The organism is Spirochaetae bacterium HGW-Spirochaetae-1, assembly GCA_002839375.1.
Lineage (GTDB): Bacteria > Spirochaetota > UBA4802 > UBA4802 > UBA5550 > PGXY01.
This window is the reverse complement of the sequence record PGXY01000007.1, coordinates 154,757-179,075: the sequence shown is the minus strand read 5'-3', so window position 1 is coordinate 179,075 and position 24,319 is coordinate 154,757. Positions and strand designations below refer to the sequence as shown.

General features: G+C 48.0%; 17 protein-coding genes. 8 read left to right on the top strand and 9 right to left on the bottom strand.

The window, feature by feature from the left end:
* Positions 1-236: 236 nt before the first annotated feature.
* From CVV44_14315 to CVV44_14305, 3 genes are all read right to left on the bottom strand, one after another.
* Positions 237-1,229, bottom strand: coding sequence for a hypothetical protein (locus tag CVV44_14315; GenBank protein PKL37519.1), 993 nt, complete (start codon positions 1,227-1,229; stop codon positions 237-239).
* 199 nt (positions 1,230-1,428) lie between these two features.
* Positions 1,429-2,301 carry a hypothetical protein gene (locus tag CVV44_14310; GenBank protein PKL37518.1) on the bottom strand — a complete coding sequence of 291 codons (873 nt, stop codon included), beginning with the start codon at positions 2,299-2,301 and terminating at the stop codon, positions 1,429-1,431.
* 349 nt (positions 2,302-2,650) lie between these two features.
* Positions 2,651-3,721, bottom strand: a complete 1,071-nt coding sequence (locus tag CVV44_14305; protein PKL37517.1) for a hypothetical protein — start codon at positions 3,719-3,721, stop codon at positions 2,651-2,653.
* Positions 3,722-3,990: 269 nt separating this feature from the next.
* Between CVV44_14305 and CVV44_14300 the strand changes: the two genes are divergently transcribed.
* A complete protein-coding gene (locus CVV44_14300) occupies positions 3,991-4,842 on the top strand; it encodes a hypothetical protein (protein PKL37516.1) in 852 nt (283 codons plus the stop codon).
* A 304-nt stretch (positions 4,843-5,146) separates the two neighbouring features.
* Positions 5,147-8,539, top strand: coding sequence for a hypothetical protein (locus CVV44_14295; GenBank protein PKL37515.1), 3,393 nt, complete (start codon positions 5,147-5,149; stop codon positions 8,537-8,539).
* 61 nt (positions 8,540-8,600) lie between these two features.
* On the opposite strand, the gene CVV44_14290 is transcribed toward CVV44_14295, so the two are convergent.
* The 3 genes from CVV44_14290 to CVV44_14280 all read right to left on the bottom strand — a co-directional run bounded on the left by CVV44_14290 (position 8,601) and on the right by CVV44_14280 (position 13,672).
* Positions 8,601-9,842: a histidine--tRNA ligase gene (locus tag CVV44_14290; protein ID PKL37514.1), complete on the bottom strand. Its 1,242-nt coding sequence runs from the start codon at positions 9,840-9,842 to the stop codon at positions 8,601-8,603.
* Positions 9,843-10,164: 322 nt separating this feature from the next.
* Positions 10,165-11,397 carry a peptidase U32 gene (locus CVV44_14285; protein PKL37513.1) on the bottom strand — a complete coding sequence of 411 codons (1,233 nt, stop codon included), beginning with the start codon at positions 11,395-11,397 and terminating at the stop codon, positions 10,165-10,167.
* 154 nt (positions 11,398-11,551) lie between these two features.
* A complete protein-coding gene (locus tag CVV44_14280) occupies positions 11,552-13,672 on the bottom strand; it encodes a guanylate cyclase (GenBank protein PKL37512.1) in 2,121 nt (706 codons plus the stop codon).
* A 422-nt stretch (positions 13,673-14,094) separates the two neighbouring features.
* Here CVV44_14280 and CVV44_14275 point away from each other — a divergent pair, with 422 nt between their 5' ends.
* Positions 14,095-15,696, top strand: a complete 1,602-nt coding sequence (locus CVV44_14275) for a hypothetical protein (protein PKL37511.1) — start codon at positions 14,095-14,097, stop codon at positions 15,694-15,696.
* Here CVV44_14275 and CVV44_14270 read toward each other — a convergent pair.
* Positions 15,680-15,910 (bottom strand): hypothetical protein, encoded by a 231-nt coding sequence (locus tag CVV44_14270; GenBank protein PKL37510.1) that lies wholly within the window; start codon positions 15,908-15,910, stop codon positions 15,680-15,682. The two genes, CVV44_14275 and CVV44_14270, sit on opposite strands and share 17 nt — an antisense overlap.
* Here CVV44_14270 and CVV44_14265 point away from each other — a divergent pair.
* The 5 genes from CVV44_14265 (at position 15,894) to CVV44_14245 (ending at position 22,616) form a co-directional block, all read left to right on the top strand.
* Positions 15,894-16,169 carry a hypothetical protein gene (locus CVV44_14265; protein ID PKL37509.1) on the top strand — a complete coding sequence of 92 codons (276 nt, stop codon included), beginning with the start codon at positions 15,894-15,896 and terminating at the stop codon, positions 16,167-16,169. The two genes, CVV44_14270 and CVV44_14265, sit on opposite strands and share 17 nt — an antisense overlap.
* A 33-nt stretch (positions 16,170-16,202) precedes the next feature.
* Positions 16,203-18,326: a hypothetical protein gene (locus CVV44_14260; protein ID PKL37508.1), complete on the top strand. Its 2,124-nt coding sequence runs from the start codon at positions 16,203-16,205 to the stop codon at positions 18,324-18,326.
* A 312-nt stretch (positions 18,327-18,638) separates the two neighbouring features.
* The gene (locus CVV44_14255) at positions 18,639-19,721 is read left to right on the top strand and encodes a hypothetical protein (protein ID PKL37507.1); all 1,083 of its coding nucleotides are present in this window, start codon (positions 18,639-18,641) and stop codon (positions 19,719-19,721) included.
* Positions 19,722-19,738: 17 nt separating this feature from the next.
* Entirely contained in the window at positions 19,739-21,178 is a 1,440-nt protein-coding gene (locus CVV44_14250; protein ID PKL37506.1) for a hypothetical protein, read from the top strand.
* Positions 21,179-21,416: 238 nt separating this feature from the next.
* On the top strand, positions 21,417-22,616 hold the full coding sequence (locus CVV44_14245) for a hypothetical protein (GenBank protein PKL37505.1): 1,200 nt from the start codon (positions 21,417-21,419) through the stop codon (positions 22,614-22,616).
* Positions 22,617-22,702: 86 nt separating this feature from the next.
* On the opposite strand, the gene CVV44_14240 is transcribed toward CVV44_14245, so the two are convergent.
* Both CVV44_14240 and CVV44_14235 read right to left on the bottom strand, forming a co-directional pair.
* The gene (locus CVV44_14240) at positions 22,703-23,500 is read right to left on the bottom strand and encodes a cobyrinic acid a,c-diamide synthase (GenBank protein PKL37858.1); all 798 of its coding nucleotides are present in this window, start codon (positions 23,498-23,500) and stop codon (positions 22,703-22,705) included.
* A 2-nt stretch (positions 23,501-23,502) separates the two neighbouring features.
* Positions 23,503-24,288, bottom strand: a complete 786-nt coding sequence (locus tag CVV44_14235) for a hypothetical protein (protein ID PKL37504.1) — start codon at positions 24,286-24,288, stop codon at positions 23,503-23,505.
* Positions 24,289-24,319 lie beyond the last annotated feature (31 nt).

Genomic DNA, 24,319 nt, shown 5'->3' with positions numbered 1-24,319 from the left:
CCTCCTCGACCTACCCGGCGCGCATCCTGTGCCGTCCTCGCATGCGCGTGACCTCCTGTCACGCTTCATTGACACAGTTCCCCGGTTTTTGATATCACCAGCCTGCAAAAGAAGGAACATGAACCGGCAGTATATCGGAACGAAAAACTATGCAAAGGGTTTATCGTTCAGTATAGAGAATGGCGGCCGTCCTAAATGTTGTTTTAAGACGGCTTTATTGTTTTCACGCTGACAGCTCAGTTTGTCGTGAAGGGCTTCAGCACGTAAGTGAGTGTGATGTAGATATAATGCCTGTGGCGCGTCAGCTCATAATCATTGTGGGGGTCGAAGGTTGTTTCCCATAAGTACTGGGGAGTCAGTGAGAGTTCCGGCAGAATTTTCACGCTGAATCCCGTGTAGAGGCGGTTGCAGTTGAAGCTGCCCACTTCGAAGAAGGGCTCTCCCTGCAGGTGCTTCGTACCGGCCATCATGTCCTTGGTGTCGCCGTCTTCGATGACGCCGAAGAACCATTCGTTGGAGAGGAGCAGGGAAACACGGTCCGTCACGGCATAGTTGAAACCGATGAGCTCACGCATCAGGGTGGAAAATCCCCAGCGCTGCTTACTCGTGGTGAAGTATGCGTTTTTGGCGTAAAATTTATTGTGCAGCAGTATACGGTTGGTCAGAGTCAGGCTGCCGATTTTATAATCGACCTGGGGGATGACCTCGAAGTTATGCGAATACAGATCTTCCATTTTCGTTTCGGGTGATATGGAATGATTGGGAAACCCCATGTAGTAATACCAGAGGCTGCATTTGAAGGTGAGCTGGTCGCTGATTTTCTGGCTGTACGTGGGGCCCACAAAAATTTCAAAGAGGAAGGTTTCACGGGGTTTTTTAAAATTATTCGATGCCCCGGACACTCCCGGTGCGTCATTGGAAAATTCGTAGCGGTGGCCCGGCATGATCACCAGGGACCAGTTGGGATTGATGACCGTCACGAGGTTGAGATAGGTCCAGGTTGCCCCGGAAATGGTGTTGGGCTCGCCGGCCAGGGATTTCTTTGCCGAACCGGCAAGTATTGCCGCCGTAAGCATAGCTGTCACAGCGATAAAAAAAGGTCTTCTGAGCATGGTAGTCTCCTTATGTTGTTTCCAGTATACGCGAAATAAGTGAGCCGGATTATGCCGATACGTTTCTGAGAGGGCAGGTTCTGTATAGCATGATTCACGATGGCATCTGTCATGCATTCAGGATATTCACGTCCCTGTCAATTGATTTTTACTATCGTTGTCATACGGTACGAAAAGTTCATCGAGGATTATATTTATTCACTCGTTGATGCCTCTGTCATGAACAAAGAGTGATATGTGCACTTCCCCGTAAAACAGGCGGGGTACCTCAAATGGGTACCCCGCATACTACACTATAAGTTAGTTACATTGCAATTTAAAACATCTTCAGCACATAGGTGAGCGTGAGGAAGATGTAATGTCTGTGCCGTGTGAGTTCGTAATCGTTATTGGGATCAAAGCTGGTTTCCCAAACGTACTGTGTTGCCAGTGATACCTGTGGTGTCAGTTTAAAAGTAAAACCGGTATAGAGCCTGTTCGTGTTGAAACCGCCTACTTCAAAATAGGGCTCTCCCTGCAGGTGTCTTGCGCCGTTCATCATGTCTTTGGTGTCGCTATCTTCGATGATGCCGAAGAACCACTCATTGGAAAGGGTAGCAGAAACCATTTCTGTCAGAGGAACGGTCACACCTATCATTTCACGGAGTGTGGTGGAAAAGCCCCAGCGCTCTTTGCTGGTGGTAAAGTCTGCGTTCTTAGCGTAGAATTTATTGTGCAGGATGATCCTGTTGCTTAGGGTCAGACCGGCTATTTTGTAATCCACTATGGGAACAATTTCGAAATTGTGGGAATAACGATCCGATATTTGAGTTTCCGGAGATGTTGAGTAATTAGGGAAACTCATGTAATAATACCAGAGCCCGCATTTAAGCGTCAGGCTGTCATCTACCTTGTGGGTGTAGACAGGACCTGCGAAGAGCTCTAGGAGGAAGGTTTCACCGGGAGGCTGGTTGACAACACCGGGCTTGTCTTGATTGAATTCATAACGGTGGCCCGGCATGATAATAAAAGACCAATTGGGGCTGAAAACGGTAACAAAATTAAAATATGTCCATGTTGCTGAGGATATGACATTGGGGTCTTTGTCTCTGGCCATGGCCTTGTCTGCCGAGCCGACGAGAATGGCCAGGGCAAGAAAGGGTACTGCTGCGTAAAAAGTAAGTTTTCTGAGCATTTTTGTCTCCTTCATGTTTATTGTTGTTAATGGGCAACACTGCGAGGCATTTGATTACTTCATGTAAAAAAATGTCTGTCCGATGCCTGTGCCCACAGGAGAACATCCATACTTGGTACTATAGAGGTTCTCCTATGTGATATAGTGTAGTCTTTTATGTCTGTTGGATATATGCTCTTATAGAGCAATGAAGCCTTGTAAATAATATCCGTAAATGTTACGTTTTTTTTCCATCAACGAAAAAAAGTCAACAGGTTTTTTCATTTTATGGTTCGGCTGGACGGTTATTTGCGGAATGGGTAGAAATAATAGAGGCCCCCTTTCGGGGGCCTTTGAAATGGCAAAGTAAAATAAATATAGGAACTTATATGAAAATCTGAGCTTGTACGTTTACAACCATGTCATCGCTATCCATAAGAGGATAGCCGAATTCAGCTTTAAGGTTGGCGTTGTGTTTGTTAATGTAGTAGTTCAGACCGCCATAGATGTAAGAGATTTCGCCCAGAGTATTGTCATCGGCATAGTAGTAGCGAACAACGGGCTGTACCATGAATTCTTCAAAAAGATAACCTGCTTCAACGAAAGCGGATTTGTCAATAGTGGCAAACTGGCTGTGACTGACCTGGACATATGCTGCCTGGCAGGTAAATCCATCGAGGTCGGCATAGGCGTCGACAGTCCATGCTACGGAAGGATCGCCGCCTTGGGGAGCGTTCTGATAGTCAACACCGCCGCCGATGCTGGCAATTCTTTTTTTACCCAGGTAGTTGCCGCTGTAAAAGAAATCTGTTTCAGCGTCCAGGAAGTTGAACTGGAGACGGCCGATAAGGCGGGGCCAGTCGCCTTCGTTTGTGTCGCCATCAGCACCTGAATACATGCCGAAATGGTAGTCGATCATGCCGTCGAGGAAAAGACCGCGGGCTTCAACACCCATATCGCGCCATACGTTTCCGCCAACGGGCACAGTTTTGACAGCATAATCCACACCGAGAAGGGATATTGCGGACTGCCTGTTGTGGTGCATGAAGGCCGGGAGAATCATACCGGCAGCGATCTTCAGTTCGTCCATAATGTTGTAGTCGATGAACGCATCCTGAACGAAAACGTCTTTTGTTTTTGAAGTAGCTGTAGCATCATTTTTACCATTATCCCATTGTGCGGCATCGGTTTCTACGAAAAAAGTAACGTCTTTTGCCACGGAACCTTTGAGGATGATGCGGGCCCTTCTGATCTGGGCATCTTTTGACCAGTCACTACCAGCGTTGTCTTCCTGAAAATTACCCTGAATCTGCAGCAGAAAATGGGGCTGGATCCACAGGTTTTCACCATAGGTGAGTTTGCCCACGGTGGTCTCTGCAGGTTTTGCATCCTGCGCCAGGACCGGCAGTGACAGGGCCAGAACCATGGCGGTAACAGCGAGTAAAAATCTCTTCATTGTTGTACCTCGTTAATTTTTAAATATTTTATTTATGTATTCAAATTTATATGGTTTTAAAAGACACCATAGAAATTTTTTGAAACTTTAAATTTGTGTATTGGTATGGCAAGTCATTTTTTGTGCGCGTTAATTAATTGAATCGGCCATTTTCCTTAAATCTCCTTGACCTCACGGTACAACCCTGTTTAAGTTGTTACGTTTTCGGCTTAATTCAGCAAGCAGCAGAGTGCAGGGATAGAAGCTTCCTGTTATACTATGAGGTGATAATGGATTTTAAAAAATTTCTCCCCAACGGCGTGGAAATAAAAGAGCACCAGCCGTCCCTGTCCGATGGGGTCTCCATAAAGATTTATGATTTTATACCGGCGAACTGCGATGAAAAAAAACCGGTCATCGTTTTTATTCCGGGCTGGATATCGACGCTCCTGTCCTGGGATAAGGTGCTGCGGGCTCTGACCGCTCATGTCCGGGTCCTGTATCTCGAGACCCGGGAGAAACCCTCATCGTACGTTTTTAACGTATACAAAACCGATTTTTCCGTGGAGCGCCTGGCCCGGGATGTGGAAGAGTCCCTGGTGCAGGTATTGAAGGAAGGAACCCCTTTTGCGCTTATGGGCAGTTCCCTGGGCTCGACTCTCATACTTGATTTTCTTTCCTTTGCAGTCCGAAAACCATTGTGCTCCTATCTCATCAGTCCCCTGCCGTCATTCCGGTTTCCCCGTATTCTCAGCTTCTTTGTCATAGATCTGGCCCCGGCCTCAATCTATTTCGTGCTGAAGCCTATCGTGAAGTGGTATCTCGGCAAGTGGCGGCTTGACCTGGAAAACGAGCGCGATCAGGCCGAGAAATATTTTTATTCCCTGGACACGGCGGATCCCCATAAGCTGCGGATGAACGCCAAATGCCTAATGAAATATGAAGTCTGGAATAAACTTCCATCTATTGACACGCCCGTGGTCATCATCGGCGCCCGGTCCGATTCACTTCACGAGGTGGATTCAGTCAGGTCCATTCTGGATGGACTGAAGGACTCACAGTATATCGAGTGCGCCAGCAACGAGGAGACCCACAACGAGGTGGTGGCACAGCTCATCATGGATCACATGGCAAAACTTTAGAAAATGTGATCACGCCCCCGGCGTAGAAAGGTCATGTGCCGCATTGGATTTGCTCTCGCCGCCCCCTGAGGGGGCTTTTAAATATTGGGAATCAGTGTAAAATCCTCAACCCCTCACAGGGGTGGCAAAAATGGATTCATGGTAAAAGAAAGTGTATTCGCCGGGGTCTCTTAATTCCCTGTGGTGCTCTTTTCCTGGTAATTGACTGCTGCTATGTGTTTTAATCAGTACATCACCATAAAAATGTCTTGCATATATGGCATATTTTTTCAGAGTATAAAGCGGTACTATTAAATGCCTGTGCATGATATACATGAAACGTAGTCTCCCCATACATATGATCCTTATACTGATACTTGTCCAGGGTTTCCTTGCGAGTGGATGCCGATACGGACAGGAAAAACCCCGTGCCGCACAGGGCGTCCTTGATCTCACGGCATATGATATGGATAAATACGGGCCGGTGCCTCTGAACGGCCAGTGGGAATTCTGGCTGAACCGGTTTATATCGCCCCGTGACCTGGAAGAGGGAAGGGCCGGGGCAGGGCATTTCGTCGGCGTGCCGGAGATCATCAACAAGCAGGCCATTGAAGGCGTCAAAATTCCCGCTGATGGATACGGCACGTACCGGCTCACGGTGAAACTGAAAAAGGAACAGGCCCCGGAAGGGAGGGACCTGGCCCTGAAACTGGGGAGCGTGAATACGGCCTTCCGCTTATATATCAACGGTGTAGAAGCGGCCCGGGGCGGAACGCCGGGCGTGAGCCGCGATACCACCGTTCCGGCCTATGCTCCCCAGGTGGTTCACTTCAGGCCCGGGAGTGACACCGTCACACTTGTTTTTCATGTGAGCAACTTTCATCACCGCAAGTGGGGCCTCCTGAATACCCTGCACATGGGTATGGAATCCGATATCAGGGCTCTGTATAACCGTCATGTCTATACGGACATGTTCCTTCTCGGCAGTATCCTCATCATGGGTCTGTATCATCTCTTTCTTTTCTTTACCAGGAAGAAAGACCGGTCGACCCTCTGGTTCGCCCTGGTCTGCCTGGTCATATCACTGAGGACCATCACCACGGGGGAAAAGCTTTTCATTCACTTGTTTCCCGGGGCGTCCTTTGAAATGCTGGCAAAAGTGGAGTACATTTCCTTTTATCTGAGTCTTCCCCTGTTCGTTGTGTATATCCATACACTGTACAGGGATTTTTCCCGCCGTGTAGTGATACTTCTGGCATCGTTATCGGCGCTGTTTGTCTTTCTGACCTGCATCACCTCCCTGAGGTGGTATTCATACAGCATAGACCCATTCCAGGTGATGGTCATCGCGTCCATCATTTATGCCATGTACATCCTTATCGGGGTGGTGAAGGCCCACAGGGAAGGGGCGGGGATATTTCTGGCCGGGCTTCTTTTCTTTTTCGGCACGGTTATCAACGATATGTTCCACGCGGCGCAGATTATTCACACGGCCTTTCTCACGCCCTACGGGCTCTTCATATTCATTTTTTCCCAGTCCTTCCTGCTTTCCCTGCGTTTTTCCCGGGCCTTTGTCGTCAATGAACGGCTGACTGAAGAACTGAACATTCTGAACCGGGCCCTGGAGGCCAAGGTGGGCGAGCGGACGCGGGAACTGGAGGAGAGAAACACGGAGCTCCACAACAGCGGCAGGAAGATAGCCGAGGCCCATGAAAAGCTCCAGGAACTGGACCGGCTAAAGACGGATTTTTTCGCCAATATCTCCCATGAGATCAGGACGCCGCTCACGCTCATTCTTTCACCCGTTGAATCGGTGCTGCAAAAGGACTACCGCGGTTCCGTGGATGACGAATTTTTTCGCACCATCGAAAGAAACGCCATACGCCTGCTAAGGCTTGTGAGCGACCTCCTGGATTTCTCCCGTCTTGACGCCGGGAAAATGAGGCTTTCCGCGAGAAAGGTGGATGTTGAACGGTTCCTGGATAATTTCTCCCTCATGGTTCGTTCCACCCTGGATTCACGAAATATAACCCTGAACATGGAGACAAAACAGGGCGGTATCGAGCTGTACATGGACACGGAAAAGTTCGAGACCATCCTTATGAATCTTCTCTCCAATGCCGTGAAGTTTACGGGCCGCGACGGCATCATTTCCATCGGTGTTATGGCCGATGTGGCGACGGTGACCATCGTTTTTTCCGATACGGGCACGGGGATTCCCCGTGACCAGCTTCATCTCATCTTCGACCGCTTCGCTCGCGCCGTATCGGCCCAGGGCGAGGGTACGGGCATCGGGCTGGCCCTGGCAAGGGAGTTCGTGGAGCTCCACGGCGGCACCATCTCCGTGGAAAGCAGGCATGTCTCGGAAAATCCCGGGGATCACGGTACGACTTTCACCATGGTTTTCCCCCGGGGGCGGGAGCACCTGGAGGGACGGGACGACGTGGATTTTTCCGACGGACATGGAGATGAAATGCTCTCCTCTTCGCAGGTCCGCCCGGCCATGGGAATGCGGGAATTGCGGGAATTCAAAATGGACGAAGACAGAAGCGGTCAAAGCGACGGAGATTACGGGAAAGGCCGGGAGTACGGCCCAGCTGACCACACGGTCCTGATCGTTGATGACAATCCCGAAATGAGGGAATTCATCGCCTCCATCCTGGCAGGTCTTTACAATGTTGTTTTCGCCGCCGACGGCCGTGAGGCTCTGAAGGCCGCCCGTGAAGAGAGGCCCGACATTATAGTATCCGATGTGATGATGCCCGAAATGGACGGATTCGAAATGACCAGGAGGCTGAAGGCGGAAAAGGAAATCGCCTTGATCCCCGTTATTCTTCTCACGGCTAAAACGGAAATAACCCATAAGATCGAGGGACTGGAATTCGGCGCCGATGATTATGTAACCAAGCCCTTCAACCCGCGGGAGCTCCTGGCCCGGATCAGGTCCCTTATCAAACTCTACGACTACCAGAGAATAATCACCGAGAGGAACAGCCTTATCGAGGATGAATTGGAGACGGCCCGGCTTCTCCTGGACAGGATTCTGCCTGGATCGCTGCCGGAGCTCCAGGGATATGCCGTGCATGTAACTTATCAGCCCATGGACAAGGTGGGAGGGGACCTCTATGATATTACCGCCGATGAAAAAACCGTGAGCGTATTCATCGCCGACGTTTCAGGCCACGGACTGCCCGGCGCCTTCCTCTCCACGGTGACCAAAATGTCCCTGGAAAGCCTGGACAGCGGACTGGCAATAACAGAGGTTCTGGCGCGGATAAACAGTGTTATATTGCGATCTACGGTGCGCGGTAACTTTGTCACGGCCTTCTACTGCCGCCTGGACCGCGGGAGCAATATCCTCACCTACAGCAGCGCAGGGCATTTCCCCTGTCTTGTTTACCGCCATGAAAGCGATGAATTTTTCAATCTCTATACAAAGGGAGTCCCCCTGGGATGGTTCGCCTCGCCGCAGTACCGGGAAGCTTCGCTGCAGCTGCGCCGCGGCGACCGCCTGGTCCTCTATACCGACGGAATAATCGAATGCATGTCGCCGCAGAGGGAAATGTTCGGCATGGAGGGGCTCATGGACTTTCTCCGTACGCACCATGGGCTGGCCCCGGAAAAGATTTCGGCGAATATAATGGCACACCTCAGGGAATACGGCGCCGCCGAAACCTTCGACGACGACATATGCCTGATCGTTTTTGACGTGCTTTAAAAGTGGAAGAACGGCTTATGTTTCCCGCATGAAACAGTCCCCGTCGGATCGGTGATCCGGTTCAGGCCTGCATCTTCTCCATGAGTTCCTTCAGGGTGATGGTTATCTGGATGCCCGATGCCTGGTCCTTGAGCGTGCAGGTGTCGTTTTTCAGCTCATCTTCACCGATGATGATGCAGTAATGAGCCCTGTCCCTCTCGGCCTTTTTAAACTGTCCCTTGAAAGCTTTGCCGTTGGGATCGATGTCGGCTGAAAGTCCCGCTTTCCGCAGCATTGAGGTGATCTCCAGGGCCCTGGCCAGGGTCTCACCGCTCGTATGGATGACGAAGGCGTCGATGCCCCGGGGAAGAATTTCCTTCTCTTCGATAAGCAAAAACATTCGTTCTATACCCGCGGCAAAGCCCACGGCCGGGGTGTGTTTCCCGTCGAAGTGCTCCACCAGCTGATCGTAGCGGCCTCCCGCGGCAAAGGCGTTCTGGCCCCCGAGCCTGTTGGCGACAAACTCAAAGGTGGTTCGTATATAGTAATCAAGGCCGCGCACCAGGAAGGGGTCTTCCCGGAAGGCGATGTTGTTTGAAGTCAGGTATTTTTTCAGCTTCTCATGGTGATCGCGGCACTCATCATCGAGGTAATCCGTGATGAGGGGGGCGCCGCTGCGGATTTCGCGGCACGATTCAACCTTGCAGTCCAGGAGGCGCAGGGTGTTTTTATTCAGGCGCTGCCGGCAGTCCTTGCAGAGCTGTTCCTCCCGGTCGTGGTAATAATTACGGAGTTTCGCCAGGTACTCCTCGCGGCAGCGCGGGCAGCCGATGGAGTTGATGAGCAGTTCATAGTCTTCAATGCCGGTCATTTTTGTGATGCTGTCCATCATGGCGATGACTTCATAATCATAATAGGGATCTTCGCTGCCGAAAACCTCGGCACCGAACTGGTTGAACTGGCGCAGACGGCCGCGCTGGGGACGTTCGGCACGGAACATGGGCCCCATGTAGAAAAACTTGTTCAGGGAAAGCCGGTTGTATTCCCCGTTTTCCACATAGGCGCGCACGACCGAGGCTGTTCCCTCGGGCCTCAGGGTGAGGCTGCGGCCGCCGCGGTCTTCGAAAGTGAACATCTCCTTGGAGACGATATCGGTCTCGTCGCCCAGTCCCCGGGCAAAGACCTCGGTGTATTCCATTATGGGAATGATGATTTCACGGAAGTTATGCAGGCGGAAGGCCTGGCGTGCCGCGTCTGTGATGTGGTTCCAGCGGTCTATCCTGTCGGGGAAAATATCCTCCACTCCCGGCGGTTTCTGAATCATGTCATGTTCTCCTTTGCGCAAATATCTTCGATTGAAGGAATTATTATTCATACCGTAATTCTGTCAATCATGTCATGTATATTTTTTATAAATAATTGTTATTACAATATAGATATGGAGACACGGCAGTCTCGTTACTTCCCCCGGCGGTGAAATCAAGATTCAGTATATACTGATAGTCGCCACCCCCGAAGGGGGTTAATGGACTAAAGAATGGATCATTTCCATTGTTATAAATTCAAAAGTACAATGCCCCCTTCGGGGGCGGCGGAGATGCCTTTTTAAAAGGTGAGATGTATCCGCCGGGGGCAAGGGAGCTGTTTTACTGGCCTATTCTCTTGCGGAAAATGGCATCCTCATCTACGTCTTTATCGAAAACAATCGTATACAGGCTGTTGGGCCGGGCCATATCAACATCATTGCCTTCGGCGTCGCGTATTGCCATTACCTGGAATATATCATCCCTGATTACATCATGAATGGGAAATATGCCTTCAAGGTTCTCGCCGCGGTAAATGGGATTCGACGTTCTGACAAGGGCCTGCCGTGCGTCGTCACCCGTTCCCTCTTTGTATCCCATGAACATGGCCTTTTTTACATAGGGCACGCCCTCAAAGGCCGCATTGCCGAATTCGTTGAAGAGATTGTCGGTGTAGGGTCGATGGCTGATGAGATCCAGCTCGTTGAGCCAGAAGGGAAGGTGCTTCCTGAAATCATCCGTACCGGCAACGCTCAAGGCGTGACGGTATACGCGAGTGGTATTGGCTGCGTGATACAGGGATTTCATCCGTCCTTCTATTTTGAAGGCATGGACGCCGGCGTCAAGATATTCCTCCAGGTGCTGTATGAGACACAGGTCCTTCGAAGAGAGAATCTCCGTGCCCGACGCATGTTCGATGATGTCAAGATAGTTGCCGGGCCGTTTCATTTCTACGAGCTTGTAGTCCCAGCGGCAGGGCTGGGCGCAGTCGCCCTGGTTGGCGTCACGGCCCGAGAGGTATCGGCTGAGGAGACAGCGGCCCGAATAGGCCACGCAAAGTGCGCCGTGGGCGAAGACCTCGATCTCCATGTCGGTGCGGGCGCTTATTTTCCGCACCTCATCCAGGGTGGCTTCCCGTCCCAGGACCACGCGGCTGAAACCGGCCTCGCGCCAGAAGCGCATGGACAGGTGATTCAGGGTATTCATCTGTGTCGACAGGTGAAACTCCGCCGTAACTCCCGCCTCTTTCAGCAGAAGAAGCATGCCGGGGTCCGAGACCATGACGGCGTCAAAGGGATATTTCTTTATCCGTTCGATGTAGACCCGGGCCGCAGGCAGGTCGTCCTCGTGGAGGAAGGCGTTCATGAGGAAAACGGTGCGCACGCCGTGCGAACGGCAGAAGTCAATGCTCTCTTCAATGTCTCCGGGGCTGAAATTGCCGGCCCGAACGCGCAGGTTGAATTCATCGCCGCCGAAATACACGGCGTCGGCGCCGTATTTTACGGCAAAGCGCAGTTTCTCCCGGTTTCCCGCCGGGGCCAGTATTTCGGCCTTTTTTTGATTCTTTTCTGACATGATTTTACAACTGATTTTTCTTGAAATTCAGTATAGTATTTGATGAATAAAGGATACATAAAAAGAACGTGATCATATGGCAAGGAAAAAATAGCTGTAAGGGGCTTGTTGTAAAGGCGATTTATGAATCGCCTTTACAACAAGCTCATAGATACTACTTCTCTTTGATGTCCCACACTCCACACCAGTCTTCCGGGAATCCGTGTTCGATAAAATAATTACACCGGTCCCTGTAAAGCATGGCTGCTTTATCATCAGGGTTGATTGTCAGAATCTCATTAAATAATTCAAGGGCCTTGTTGCACCCCTTCTCCTGCAACACTTCAACACCCTGTTTGAAAAGGTCCGTTGTTTTTATTTTCAGGGCCGCGACCTCTTCCTGCAGCCCGTCAATTACTTCATAAATAGCAATGGGTTTATTCTTTCCTTTAACCGTCACATTGTCAAGATACCTGACGGCAAAGGGCAGGTCCGGAGCAGCGGAGACAATCATTTCTGAAATAATAATCCCCGCCCCATAGAGTTTGTTCAAACCTTCAAGCCGTGATGTAAGGTTGACTGAATCAGAAATTACAGTTGTGTCAATCCTGCTTTCCTGACCGATTGTCCCCAGCATCAATGTCCCAAGATGCAGTCCCACGCCTATTTGAATCGGATTATAGCCCACGCTGGCCCGGTGCCCGTTATATACCTGCACTTCTTTTTGAATTTCAACCGCGGCTTTGACTGCATCAAGCGGCTTCCGGTAAAAAAGAGCCATGACCGCATCACCAATATATTTATCTATAAATCCGAAATTGTCCACAATGATAGGATTAACGCGCTTTAAATATGAATTAACAAACTTAAAATTCTCTTCAATGGTCATATTTTCCGACAGAGTTGTAAAGGCACGGATATCTGAAAACATGACCGTCATTTCAAGCTCTACGCTGTCCCCCAGTGTGACATCGAGAATACTCTTTTTATTTAATAAGGTTAAAAACTCTTTGGGAACAAAACGCTCAAAAGACCGTGTCATGGTTATCTGGTCTTCCAGGGATTTCTTCTGATTTTCAATTAATTCACTCTGGGCCTTTTCTTTTTCCTCTTTTGAAATATTGATACGGTCGGCAAGAGCAAGAGATAGAAGAACCACCAGTATTGACGTGCCTATTTGAGAGCTGTATTCCGTGACAAAGGTTGATTGTATAATCCCGAAGTTTTTTAAGGCAAAAATTATATACCCTACATAGGCGATTGACCATGCCAGCACATAAAAACGGGCCGGCCTGTATTTGTTAACCAAACTTTTTATAGCTACCGCAAATAGAAATACAAAAAGAAAAATTACCGATATCGCGGATACGCGGATGATAAATATATATTTAACAAAAAAACTCAGGGCCATTAAAATAAATGAAAAGGAGAGGACCCCAATAAGTATTTTGTGGACCCGCGGCTGATTTATTTTCGTTTGCAGAAAGGACATGGCAAAAAGGGATGAGGTAAAAATGACAGCGGAAATACTGAAGGCCATAAGTTTGTTTATAAGAAATGGAAAGTTATATAAAAAATATTCATATGTAACCCCGCTGATAGTTCCGCTGAAAAGAAAAAAAGACACAAGAAAAAAAACATAGATGAGATAGTTTATGTCTTTTATTGATATGAATATAAAAAAATTATATAAAATCATTACCAGGATAAGGCCGTACAAAATGCCCAGTATTATCTGTTCGTAATGGTCCTTGGCATAAAAAGCGTGGGCCTCCCATAGTATTACTGGCATAAGCATGTTCCCTTCACTTTTTATTTTGATATAAAATTCATTCACGCTTCCCGGTTTAAGGCTCAATCTAAAAGCGCTGTTGCGGTTTTTAACATCCCGGACAGCAATGGACAATTGATCACCCGCCTCTTTTACAACTGCCCCCCCCTTGTCCTGATAATAAAGGGTGATATAATCCAATTGAGGGTATGCGATTTCCAGGATAAAATCCTTGTAATCAGACCTGTTCTCCACCTTAAAGCGGACCCAGTATATGGAATTGGTAAATCCGAAATTCGGCTTTGGAGTATCATTCGTTTTAAATTGTATACTATTACGGTCTTTAATAAGTTTTTCATATGTATAGATATGATTTTTATCTTCCAGAATTTCAAAATTTTTTCCTACCGTATAGGTATAGTGCTGATTATCAATTATTAGCGGCTCTGAAGCAAATAGAGAAAGCCCGCCCCATACTGTAATGATAAGTATTAATACCATTCGAAATCTATAATATCGATTCATTGCAATCTCCTCTAAGGATTTTTGCTGTTTAAAGAATCAGACCTGCCATCTTTTCGTGTTGTACTTTTTTATCGATTCAAAAAATAACTCACGCTGAGTAATGTATTGTATTCAGTTTTGTTTAAAAAGTCAAGATCGTAAAATATTGATTGTGGGCCGCGTAAAAGGGACATGATTGAAGATACAGTGCAGAGTTATTGCATAAAATTTAAAAAAGTCTTGCCTGTCTGGAAATTTTTACCAATACTTTAACATATTGGTCATTGGGAACGGGTTACGTTGTTTCGGCAGGCTCAGTACAAGTAACCCGCCTTGTGTCTCATGAACCGGTTTTTGGTAACGGAAATTCCTTGTATATCAATTCCATAGAATTGTCCTTGTGATGACGGGCCTTCATAAATTTGACTGTCCGGTCGTACTCAATGACTTCAGGAGGAAAAGAGGTTAGTATGATAATTCAAGACACTGATTCCGGCAAAATTATGGATATTTCCCGGAAGGGGACAGTAACAGCAAACCGGATAAGACTTTTCCTCGCCGCAGCGTTGCTGGGGATAATCCTGTCCACTATATCAAAAAATCCTCCCTCAATGAATATCCTCTACACCCTGTCTCTTGTTCTTTTCATAGCATTTACCGTTATGAACCTTTTTCCTTCAAAAAACAGCATGGTGAGGAGAACACTTGTTTATCTTACCGTAATTATTGAAGTGAGCCTTCCCACCCTTATGAAGTTTTCTCACTATTTCGCCGGTACACCGCACCTTGTAATTAATGAAACCATAATGTCATCATTTTACTTTTTTATTTTTATACTCACCATTCTTCAGAACAACTGGCGATTATCCCTCGTTGCCGGAACCACAATCGTGCTGGAATATGCCACCCTGATTGTTATTGCCATACAATGGTGGGGAATACCTTATTCCACCGGACCACATGTATCGGGACATATTATGCTGGATAATGAGATAATCCGGATTATCCTGTTTATCTCCGTCACGGCAGTTTCCCTTATCGTCATAAAAAACCTCAATTCATTCGCCAGTGAGGCTGTTGAAAATGAAAAAAACGCCGACAACAAAAGACTCAATCTTGAAAGCATTATCAGGAAAGCTGAATCTGTCATCGTGAATCTTCGAAATATCAGCATTGAACAATTCTCTCTTATCGAAAAATTTACGGAAATAAGCCAGAACCAGGCGGCCATAAGCGAGGAACTTTCCGCTTCATATGAAGAACTCATGTCTTCCAACGAGTCAATTAATACATCGATGCAGGAACAGAAGCAAAAGGGCCGCGCATCCGAAGAATCGGGACAGGCTCTCATCATTACCAGTGATAGTGTTAATAATTCAGTTATGCATAATATTGATGATCTGTCACAGATATCCAGTCTTATTAATGGAACACGGACATCCATTGGCCGTATGTCTGAAAAAATGGGAATAATCAGCCAGGGAGGGGGAGATATCCAGAATTTTCTTGCCATTATCAATGATATTGCAGATCAGATAAACCTTCTCTCACTCAACGCGGCCATTGAAGCGGCACGGGCCGGTGATAAGGGACGGGGATTTGCCGTAGTCGCTGACGAAATATCCAAACTTGCTTCGGCTACGGCTGATAATTCAAAGGAAATACGGAAAAAAATAACTACGATAATTTCAGATATCGGCGAAGGTCTTCACCTGGCGAGGGAAACCAGTGTTTCAATGGAAAATATTTTTTCAGCTATTGAGATAATAAACACACGCCTTGAGGAAGTCCGGGAAGCCATGAATGAACAGAGAAATGTTATGAACAATGTGCTTGAACAGGAAAGATACATATCGCACAACGCAATCAATATCGCACAGTCGACGGAAATGCAACATGCAGCCATGGAAGAAAATATAAAAACCATTCAGACGCTGTCTGAAATGTCCCTGGAAATTGCCGGATATACCGGTGAGGTTCGCGATCTTTCGGAAAAAATCAGTAAAACTGCCGGTGAATTGCATGTCATTATTTCCGTCGAATAACATCATTTGCACTTCTCGGCATTAAGGTGTTTCTCTTACGGGAATACCGGATAAAAGTATTATTATCCATGACTACCATCGTGTTAATAAGTCCCGATACTCCGACGACATCGCATTCAACGTTGCCTGTACGGGAAAGACGGCATTTCACAGGATTGACCGTATAGATCCTCTCATCAAGGACTATCTGTCCGTGAATGGCATCAATCTGCATCATATCAATAAAATTTAAAAAGCATTGTCTGTCCGGCACTGGTTTCCGGCGAAAATTACTGGCTATCCTGATAATTATTATTATCGACACACACCACTGGAAGACCATCGCCGCCGGTTCGCCTTTTTTCGGAAACTTCTTATCTGCAATCGAATTTTTTATCGTTGCAATATCTGCATTTATCGTGGAAAATGAAGCATTCAAGACCGGCCCGTTCCTGCATTATCGTGACAACAGGGTGCCGGTTCTGACTTTATGACATTTGGAGGGTTCCAATCGGGAATTAGAGGTTATGATGAGAGAAGTTTTTAAATACTTTATGGATTCCTTTAGCGACAAAGATTTCCTCCTTCAGCAAAAAGCCCGTAATCTTTTCATCATGGCCCTTTCAATCCTGATCCTTATACCGATAGTGGTTTTTTACGCTGTGGTAATAATCGGCAACAGAACCCCGGAGCTTCTCATTCCTTCCGTGATCGCGTTCTTTTTTACCCTGTTTGCTCTTCTTATTTTCAAGAGAGGCTATTTCTCACTCTTTGCCCATTCCATTGTGATCATGCTTTTCATTATGCTCTGGGTCATTATTTTTCTCGATAAATCCGAACCCCTGGCGCGGGGCGATTCCATCATTTACATCTATATTTTATTGACATTCACTCCACTTATTGTCCTGATCAGACAGTACATCATTTTTATCTATTATGGTGTCAACATCCTGATATTCTTCGCCTTCATGTTTTTATCTGATTTTCGGATGACTGTGCCCCCTTTCAGTTTTAACGATTTTATCTCCGATATATCTGTAGGCATGATTTTTTCCGCTTTCATCTCCTATCAGATATTCAACATACATAGAAAAGCGCTGGCCAAAGCCAACGTGGAAGCGGAAAAAAACAGGAATACCAATATCATTCTGGAAAAAACAGTTTCGATGCTTTCGTCCATAATTGAAAGCCCTCCCAATATCGCCATCTTTTCAGTTGACCTCCAGTATCGCATTACGGCCTTCAACTCAAATTTTTATGAACTTATTCTCCAGCTTTTCAGTATCGAAGTTCATATCGATAAAAATCTCCAGGATGTCATAGGATTGGAATATTTCTCCCAGGCGGAAGAACAGTTCCTGAAGGCCAAGGCTGGAAACCAGGTAACACTCATCCAGGAGATACGGAGACAACAGAACGACTATTGCTATGAGATGATGCTCAATCCCATCATCGACAGGGAAGGGGCCATATCAGGAATAACCGTTTTCATGGTTGAAATTACGGAGCGGAAAAAATCGGAAGAGGCTCTTATCAAGGCCAGCAAAATAGAATCCCTGGGGATCTTCGCGGGCGGCATCGCCCATGACTTCAACAATCTCCTCATGGCCATAATGGGAAGTATCTCCCTGGCGAAATATGACATCGACCCTAAAAGCCCCGGATACGCGATTCTTTCTGAAGCCGAGAACGCCTCATGGAGGGCGAAGGATCTCACTCATCAGCTCCTGACATTTTCAAGAGGCGGTGATCCTGTTAAAAAAGTCGCCTCGATTTCCGCGCTCCTCCGGTCGACATCAAAATTCGTTCTTCACGGTTCAAATGTAAAATGCAATTATCAAATCGCCGACGATCTGCACAACGCCTTCGTGGATGTGGGACAGATAGGCCAGGTAATACAGAATATCGTACTCAACGCCCGTCAAGCCATGGCTTCGGGAGGGGAGTTGACCATATGGGCGGAAAACAGTGCCGGTCCACGGGGAATCAGCGGCGGGGCCGATGAAAAATTTATTCACATAGCCATCGAAGATCAGGGTGACGGAATCAGCGATGAATGTATCGATAAAATCTTCGATCCTTTCTTTACAACAAAAAGCGACGGCAACGGTTTGGGACTTGCCGTATCCTATTCAATCGTCAAGAAACACGGCGGGATTATGCGGGCCGACAGGAGTATACGAACCGGAGCCCGGATTGAGATATTTCTTCCAGCGACAAATCAGGCGATCGGTGATGAAGCCCCTGCAGTGAAAACAACCGACACGTTTCGGGGGAGGGTCCTTTTGATGGATGATGACAATATGGTGCGGGAGACAGCCGCGAACATGCTGCAGCGCCTGGGGCTCGATGTTCTGGCGGCAAAAGATGGAGCCGAGGCCTTAGGGATATATAAAAGTCATATGAAGGAACGAAACACCATAGACCTCGTTATTCTGGATTTGACTATACCGGGCGGAATGAATGGAATCGAGACTATCGCCCGTCTGCGGGATATGGATCCGCACGTCAAGGCCGTTGTCTCCAGTGGTTATTCAAACGACCCGATAATGGCGAATTTCAGCGCATACGGTTTTATCGATGTCATCACAAAGCCGTACCGGATGGAGGATGTACAGGAAGTTCTCCAGAAAATTCTTGGACAGGCCTGATTTACGCCTGGATGCCGGACCAATCCTCTCGCGATTTCCTGCCGCATGTCAGCCTCGTTGATATTAATACTAAAAACAAAAAACTTTACCTGCCGGGAATTTTCCGCAAATAATTTGACATTTCGGTCGTCAGGAACGGGTTTCTATGATCCGCGTTGTGTTCCCTGGAATGGTTTATCATGGCGGAAATTCCTGTATATCATATCAATAAATGTAAATTACTATTGACGGAATCATTAATAATTCAGATATGTGTATTTAAATTCATTTAATGGAAGAAAATAGAAATGTTAACCACAATCAGTATTTATCATGGAAATCCTTCCCTTCGCTATTTTTTATTGTACCCGCCACACTAGGAATAGCTTCCCTCTATACACATACCAAACATATATCATACAGAATAATGTCATAACTAAGGAGGAATACTGCTTTATGAAACATGCATTTTATTCCGCAATTTCTTTCACTGTCTTCATGACAGCATTATTGTTTTTTCCGCCGTCGGCCATGGCGAAGGAAAAAATGCGCATTGCGATCATGGATCTTCAGGGGAAAAATACATCCGCCGCGGTTACCGGTACGATAACATCTCTGATCCGCACTGAAATTGTCAATTCCGGTCAGTTTACCGTTGTGGAACGCGCGCAAATAGATCAGATAATCAAGGAACAGGGTCTGCAGATGACCGGCTGCACCGATCAGGCTTGCGCCGTGGAAGTGGGCCGCCTGCTTTCAGCCAGGATGATGCTCCTTGGCGAGGTCAACACGGTGGGAAAATCAATCATCATTACCATTCGGATAGTCGACGTGGAACGCGGCACATCGGATTTTGCCGCGGATGAAACGGCGACGCAGGAAACGATTCGCGCCGCATCAAAAACCATTGCCCGAAAACTCGCAGGCATGATACAGGTAAAAATTGACGCGGACATGTCAAGGGCATCAAAAACAAATACCGGTTATTACCTTCGAGGGCTCGTTCCCGGATGGGGTCAGCTATATGCAGAACAACCGGTTAAGGGCTATGCCTTTATCGGCGCTTTCGCCGCTTCCGGCGGATTTCTGGGATACGCTTTATATAATTATACGCAGAAACGAAGCGAATATGAGGATCTTGGCGCGGGAACGCCCACGGCGGTTTTCAATGAAAAATATGACGCGAGCCAGAAGGCGGCCACCATGGCATGGATAGCCACGGGTGTATTTTCGTTTGTCTATGTCGCCAATATTATCGATATCGTATTTTTTTCAAAACCGGATTTCAGGAACGACCCGAACCAGACAGGATTGGTCATCGACAACAGCACTGATTTCATTATTTCCTCTTTAAGCAGGACAATCCCTGAATCAGTCGAAGACTCACTGGTACTGGGCATAACCAGACGTTTTTAAGTAATGGAGACACTAGTATGAAAAAATCAAATAAAGTCTTAATGGCGCTCTGCTGCGCAATCTCTATCCTGACTGCTTTTTTTTCGGGCTGCTACCTCGCTAATGAGCAGGATAATCCCTTTGATCCTGAAAATCTCCCGCCTGCCTTTGCGAAGACCTATGAAGGAACATCAGGTGATTCGGGATACGGACTGTGCCAGACTCCTGATGGAGGCTATATTATCGCGGGCGGCACATCATCATTTGGAACCGATGGTGACGTATGGGTGATCAAACTGGACAAAAAGGGAACAATCCAATGGCAGAAATCCCTGGATAGCGGGCAAGATGAAATGGCAAGATCAGTACACATGACTCGTGATGGCGGTTTTATCATCGGAGGCAACAGAGGCAATGAAGACACATTATATCAGGCCTGGGTGGTGAAACTGGATGCTGAAGGCAGCGTTGAATGGAACAGGTCTTTCGGTACAGTTGGGGGGAATATGTATGACACTATAAAGGATGTCATTCAAACATCCGACGGCGGTTATATGTTCATCGGTTCAACCAATGACGGGTCGTTTGAATTTAATTCCTCTGATATCTGGATAGGGAAACTGGACACCGACGGTCATCTTCAGTGGCAGTACAGATACGGGCACCAGGATAGCAACATGGATGATGTGGGGCACTCCGTCATTGAAACCACAGATGGAGGCTATATCGTAGCCGGTGAAACCAAAGCCTATGACGTCGACGGGACAGATGCGTGGATCATGAAAATGACCGCAGCCGGGAGCATTGCTCTGGGCGGCGGCACACCGCTCCCGCGTAAGGCCTTCGGCGGAACCGGTAATGATACCGTTAATTCCTTGATTGCCACGGATGACGGCGGCATTATTTGCGCCGGCCGCACCAATTCCTTCGGCGCCGGTGGTTATGACGCCTGGGTAATTAAACTTGACATAAACCTTTCCATTGAATGGCAAAAAACCTACGGGACCGCCGCGGGAAACGAGTCGGCATCTTCCATCAAAGCATGTCTGGACGGCGGATATATGTTCACGGGAACGACAACGGCCGGACACGGAGGCGACGACATATGGGTGGTAAAGCTGGACAGCGCCGGTTCAATTCAATGGCAGAAGGCCTTTGGAAACGCCAATCACGATGAAGCACAGACGGGAATTCAAACTGCCGACGGCTGGTTCGCCGTTGCGGGATCAACCTTCTATGGCGACAGCGACACAACTCACAACAATGTATGGCTTCTCAGACTCGATGTTGACGGTGATGCGGGCTCAATGGCTATAAACACAAATGCCCTTTCCTCATCGCCGGGAAGTGTCACCATCACAACGCCGGCATCAGGTAATGACACGGACAGAAACCCGCTCAGTTCCGGCATGGGCGAGTATGATCCGGTATGTACCGTCGGTACAACTTCAGCGGTAACCGGTATTCAATATCCATAACATTACTATTGACGGGGGAGGCTTTTTCCTCCCCCCGTTAATTTATTTTTCTCTCAAAACTATATCCGATAGTTATACAGATAGTGACTTCATTAACCGCCTTCAATGACCGTGGCAGATCTTTGCGTATCTTATGGGATAGAATATATGCCCGCGTGACAGAAAATGCTTGAAAAATATCACCGGGTTGTTATTTATATGCCGTTTAAATATTCTGCATAACTGGTATCGAGGTTATATGAAAAAACTATTATCTGTCATCTGTCTTGTAGTATTTTCCGCCGCGGGTCTTTCAGCGGCGAACAATAAAATTGAAGGAAAAATCGCTGACGTGTCGGAAAAGCTGTCCCAGTCGTACCGGAAAAACCGGACCATAAATTTCAAAAAGGCCATTGCCATCGCTGATTTCGAGAACTTGGGCGCCGCTGCAAAGGAAAACAGCCTGGGTGAGGCCATGGCCGAGCTCTTCTCCGCGGAGTTTTCCCAGTCCACCCTGTTCCGCGTCGTTGAAAGAAAGAACCTGGGCACAATTTTTCAGGAGCAGTCCCTGCAGCTCTCGGGTGCCACGGACGGCGGCAAGGCGGCGGAAGCGGGCAAACTTCTCGACGCCCAGGCCCTGCTTTTTGGCAGTGTCAGTGAAGTGGGCGAGACCTTCACCATCACGGTGAAGCTCACCGATGTGGAGACCGGTGAGGTCCTGGCCGAAACCATTTCCGTGCCCAAAGAAGACCTCATCGAAACCAGGGAATACCTCCTGGACATGGCCTATGTGCAGAAGATGGGTGTGGGCATCACGCTCAATGTCATGGGCATCACGGTTTGCGGCAATAATTCCACCTTCAGCCCAGCCCTGGGATTTGAAAATACGGGACTCCAGCGCCAGTTCGGCATTGAAGTCAGGTACCGTTTCACGAAATGGCTCATGGCGGGTTTCGGCTTTGACAGCATCTGGGGCCAGCTCGCCTATGTGCCGAATCAGGCATGGGATGTATCTACTATTGCTCCTCTTGATCCGAATAATACTGGAACAGGCAAGTTTATTGTTGATGCAAAGGGATTCGATATCCCCGTCATGATTTACTTCAACTATAATGTTACACGGCGCTTCAATGTCTTTGCTGGTGTCGGTGTGGCCTATGAAAAAATAACACTTCTGGGATATTTCGAAGAGAGTTCCGGTGGCGGGGGAAAGGGGTTCGGCGTGAATCAGTACGGCCCCGAGCTCTCGGAAGAGGTAGTGGCTGGACTATTCCGTGTCGGCGCGGAATTTTTCGTGACGCCCCGGCTCGCCATCTCGTTCCAGGTTGGATATGACCTGGCGAAGATGGAGCCTGACTTTGCTAACCAGTGGCACCTCATCAGCCTTCAGAACAATGTAGGCAAAGAAATAAATATGAGCGGATTGTTTCTGCGGCCGTCGATTTCATTCTATTTCTAGTGGATGGTATGAGTCAGTCGGTGAATTTCCACGGCTTCACAAAGGGCACCGACTGACCTGTCTCCTTTGTTACAACGGGGAAATCGTCATACAGCCACGCCCGTATCGTGCTGCAGGAAATTGAAGGAAAGCAGGATTTTGCGCACCGCCCTGATGGCCGGTGATTCGGCCATGTTCATGATGCTCTTTCCCTGGATATCGGTCTCGCGGATCATGTCGTCTTCCGGGACCCAGCCGATGAGCCTGATTCCTTCGGGGATCGACAGGCGGTCCGCCTCTTCGCTGCCGCGGATACGATTCAGAATGAGGCCCGCCTCATCGTAGGCTATGGCTGAATCGGAAACTTCTTTGATGGTCTTTATCACGGTGATTCCCTTCATGGATGCGTCGGAGACAAGGAGGAGGTGCGTGACTGATTCCATGACGCGCCGGTTGACCTGCTCGATGCCGGCCTCGCCGTCGATGACAACATAATCGAAATTCATGGCGATGGTTTCAATGACGTCCTTGAGAAAATCGTTCACCTGGCAGTAGCAGCCCACTTTCTCGGGCCGGCCGATGGCAAGGAAGGCCAGGTTGCCTTTTTCCGTGAGGGCCTCGAATATTTCATAGTCAAGCTGTTTCAGGAGCTCTTTTTTATCGCCGCCCTGGCCTTTTTCCACCCTGCTGATGAGATCATTGCGGATTTCGTCCACGGTCCTTGCGGGGGTGAAACCCAGTGCCGTGGCAAGGCCGACAGCCGGGTCAGCGTCGATGGCCAGCACCTTCCGGTTCAGGTCTTCAGCCAGGATGCGGATGATGGAGGCGCTGATGGAGGTTTTGCCCACGCCGCCTTTGCCGCATACGGCCATTATCATAGTTTTAGCTTTCCCGGTTTTTCCCATGGTCATACCTTCTTCATCATGGAATCCCGCATGTGGCGCAGGTCCGACACCTCGCTGCAGACATCGGTAAAATCGCAGCTGTCGCAGTCGAAGGACAGCTCCTGCATCATCTTGTTCATGGCGCCGATTATCCTGCTTATCTCTTCATTGACGGACCACATCTCGAAGACGTCGTCACGGCTCGAGGTGATGAATATCACTTCCACTGCTTCGATATATTCAAAGGCATAGAGCTGTTTCATCAGGGCGCTTCCCAGCACGGCGAAGGATAATCCCTTGTCCAGTGCCTCATTGCTTATACGGCTCCATTCACGCTTGTATTGCGACGCTGCACGGAGCATGTACCCCTTCAGGTTCAGCTCATAGCGCAGGCTTTCCATTTCGCGGTAACGCTCGTAGCTGTTGTCTTCGTTGAAATCACGGCCTGAAACAAGAACTATTTTCCCGAAGGGCAGGCTTTTACCCTGGCATTTTTTCAGTTCCGGTCCCACTATGGTTATTTGACCGTTGCGAACTTTATCAGGATCGTCGGTCCAGAGGAAGAAAGATGTCGAGGTGTCACGGGGGTTTCCCAGTTCAACGGCCATGTCCGGAGCAAGCACTATGTTTCTGTTATTACCTTCGGGCCATGTCAAATTTTGATCAAAAGAAAGCTCCGATACTGAGCCGTTTTGCTTCTTTCTTTCTATAAATGACCTTATTTTTTCTATATGTTTGCTGAAAAAGTCCATGTCATGATAGAGAAGGATATCCGTTATTTTGTAAAGCATATAATGCATCGTCTGCATAAATTTATTGCTCCATGACCAGAGAAGTTAT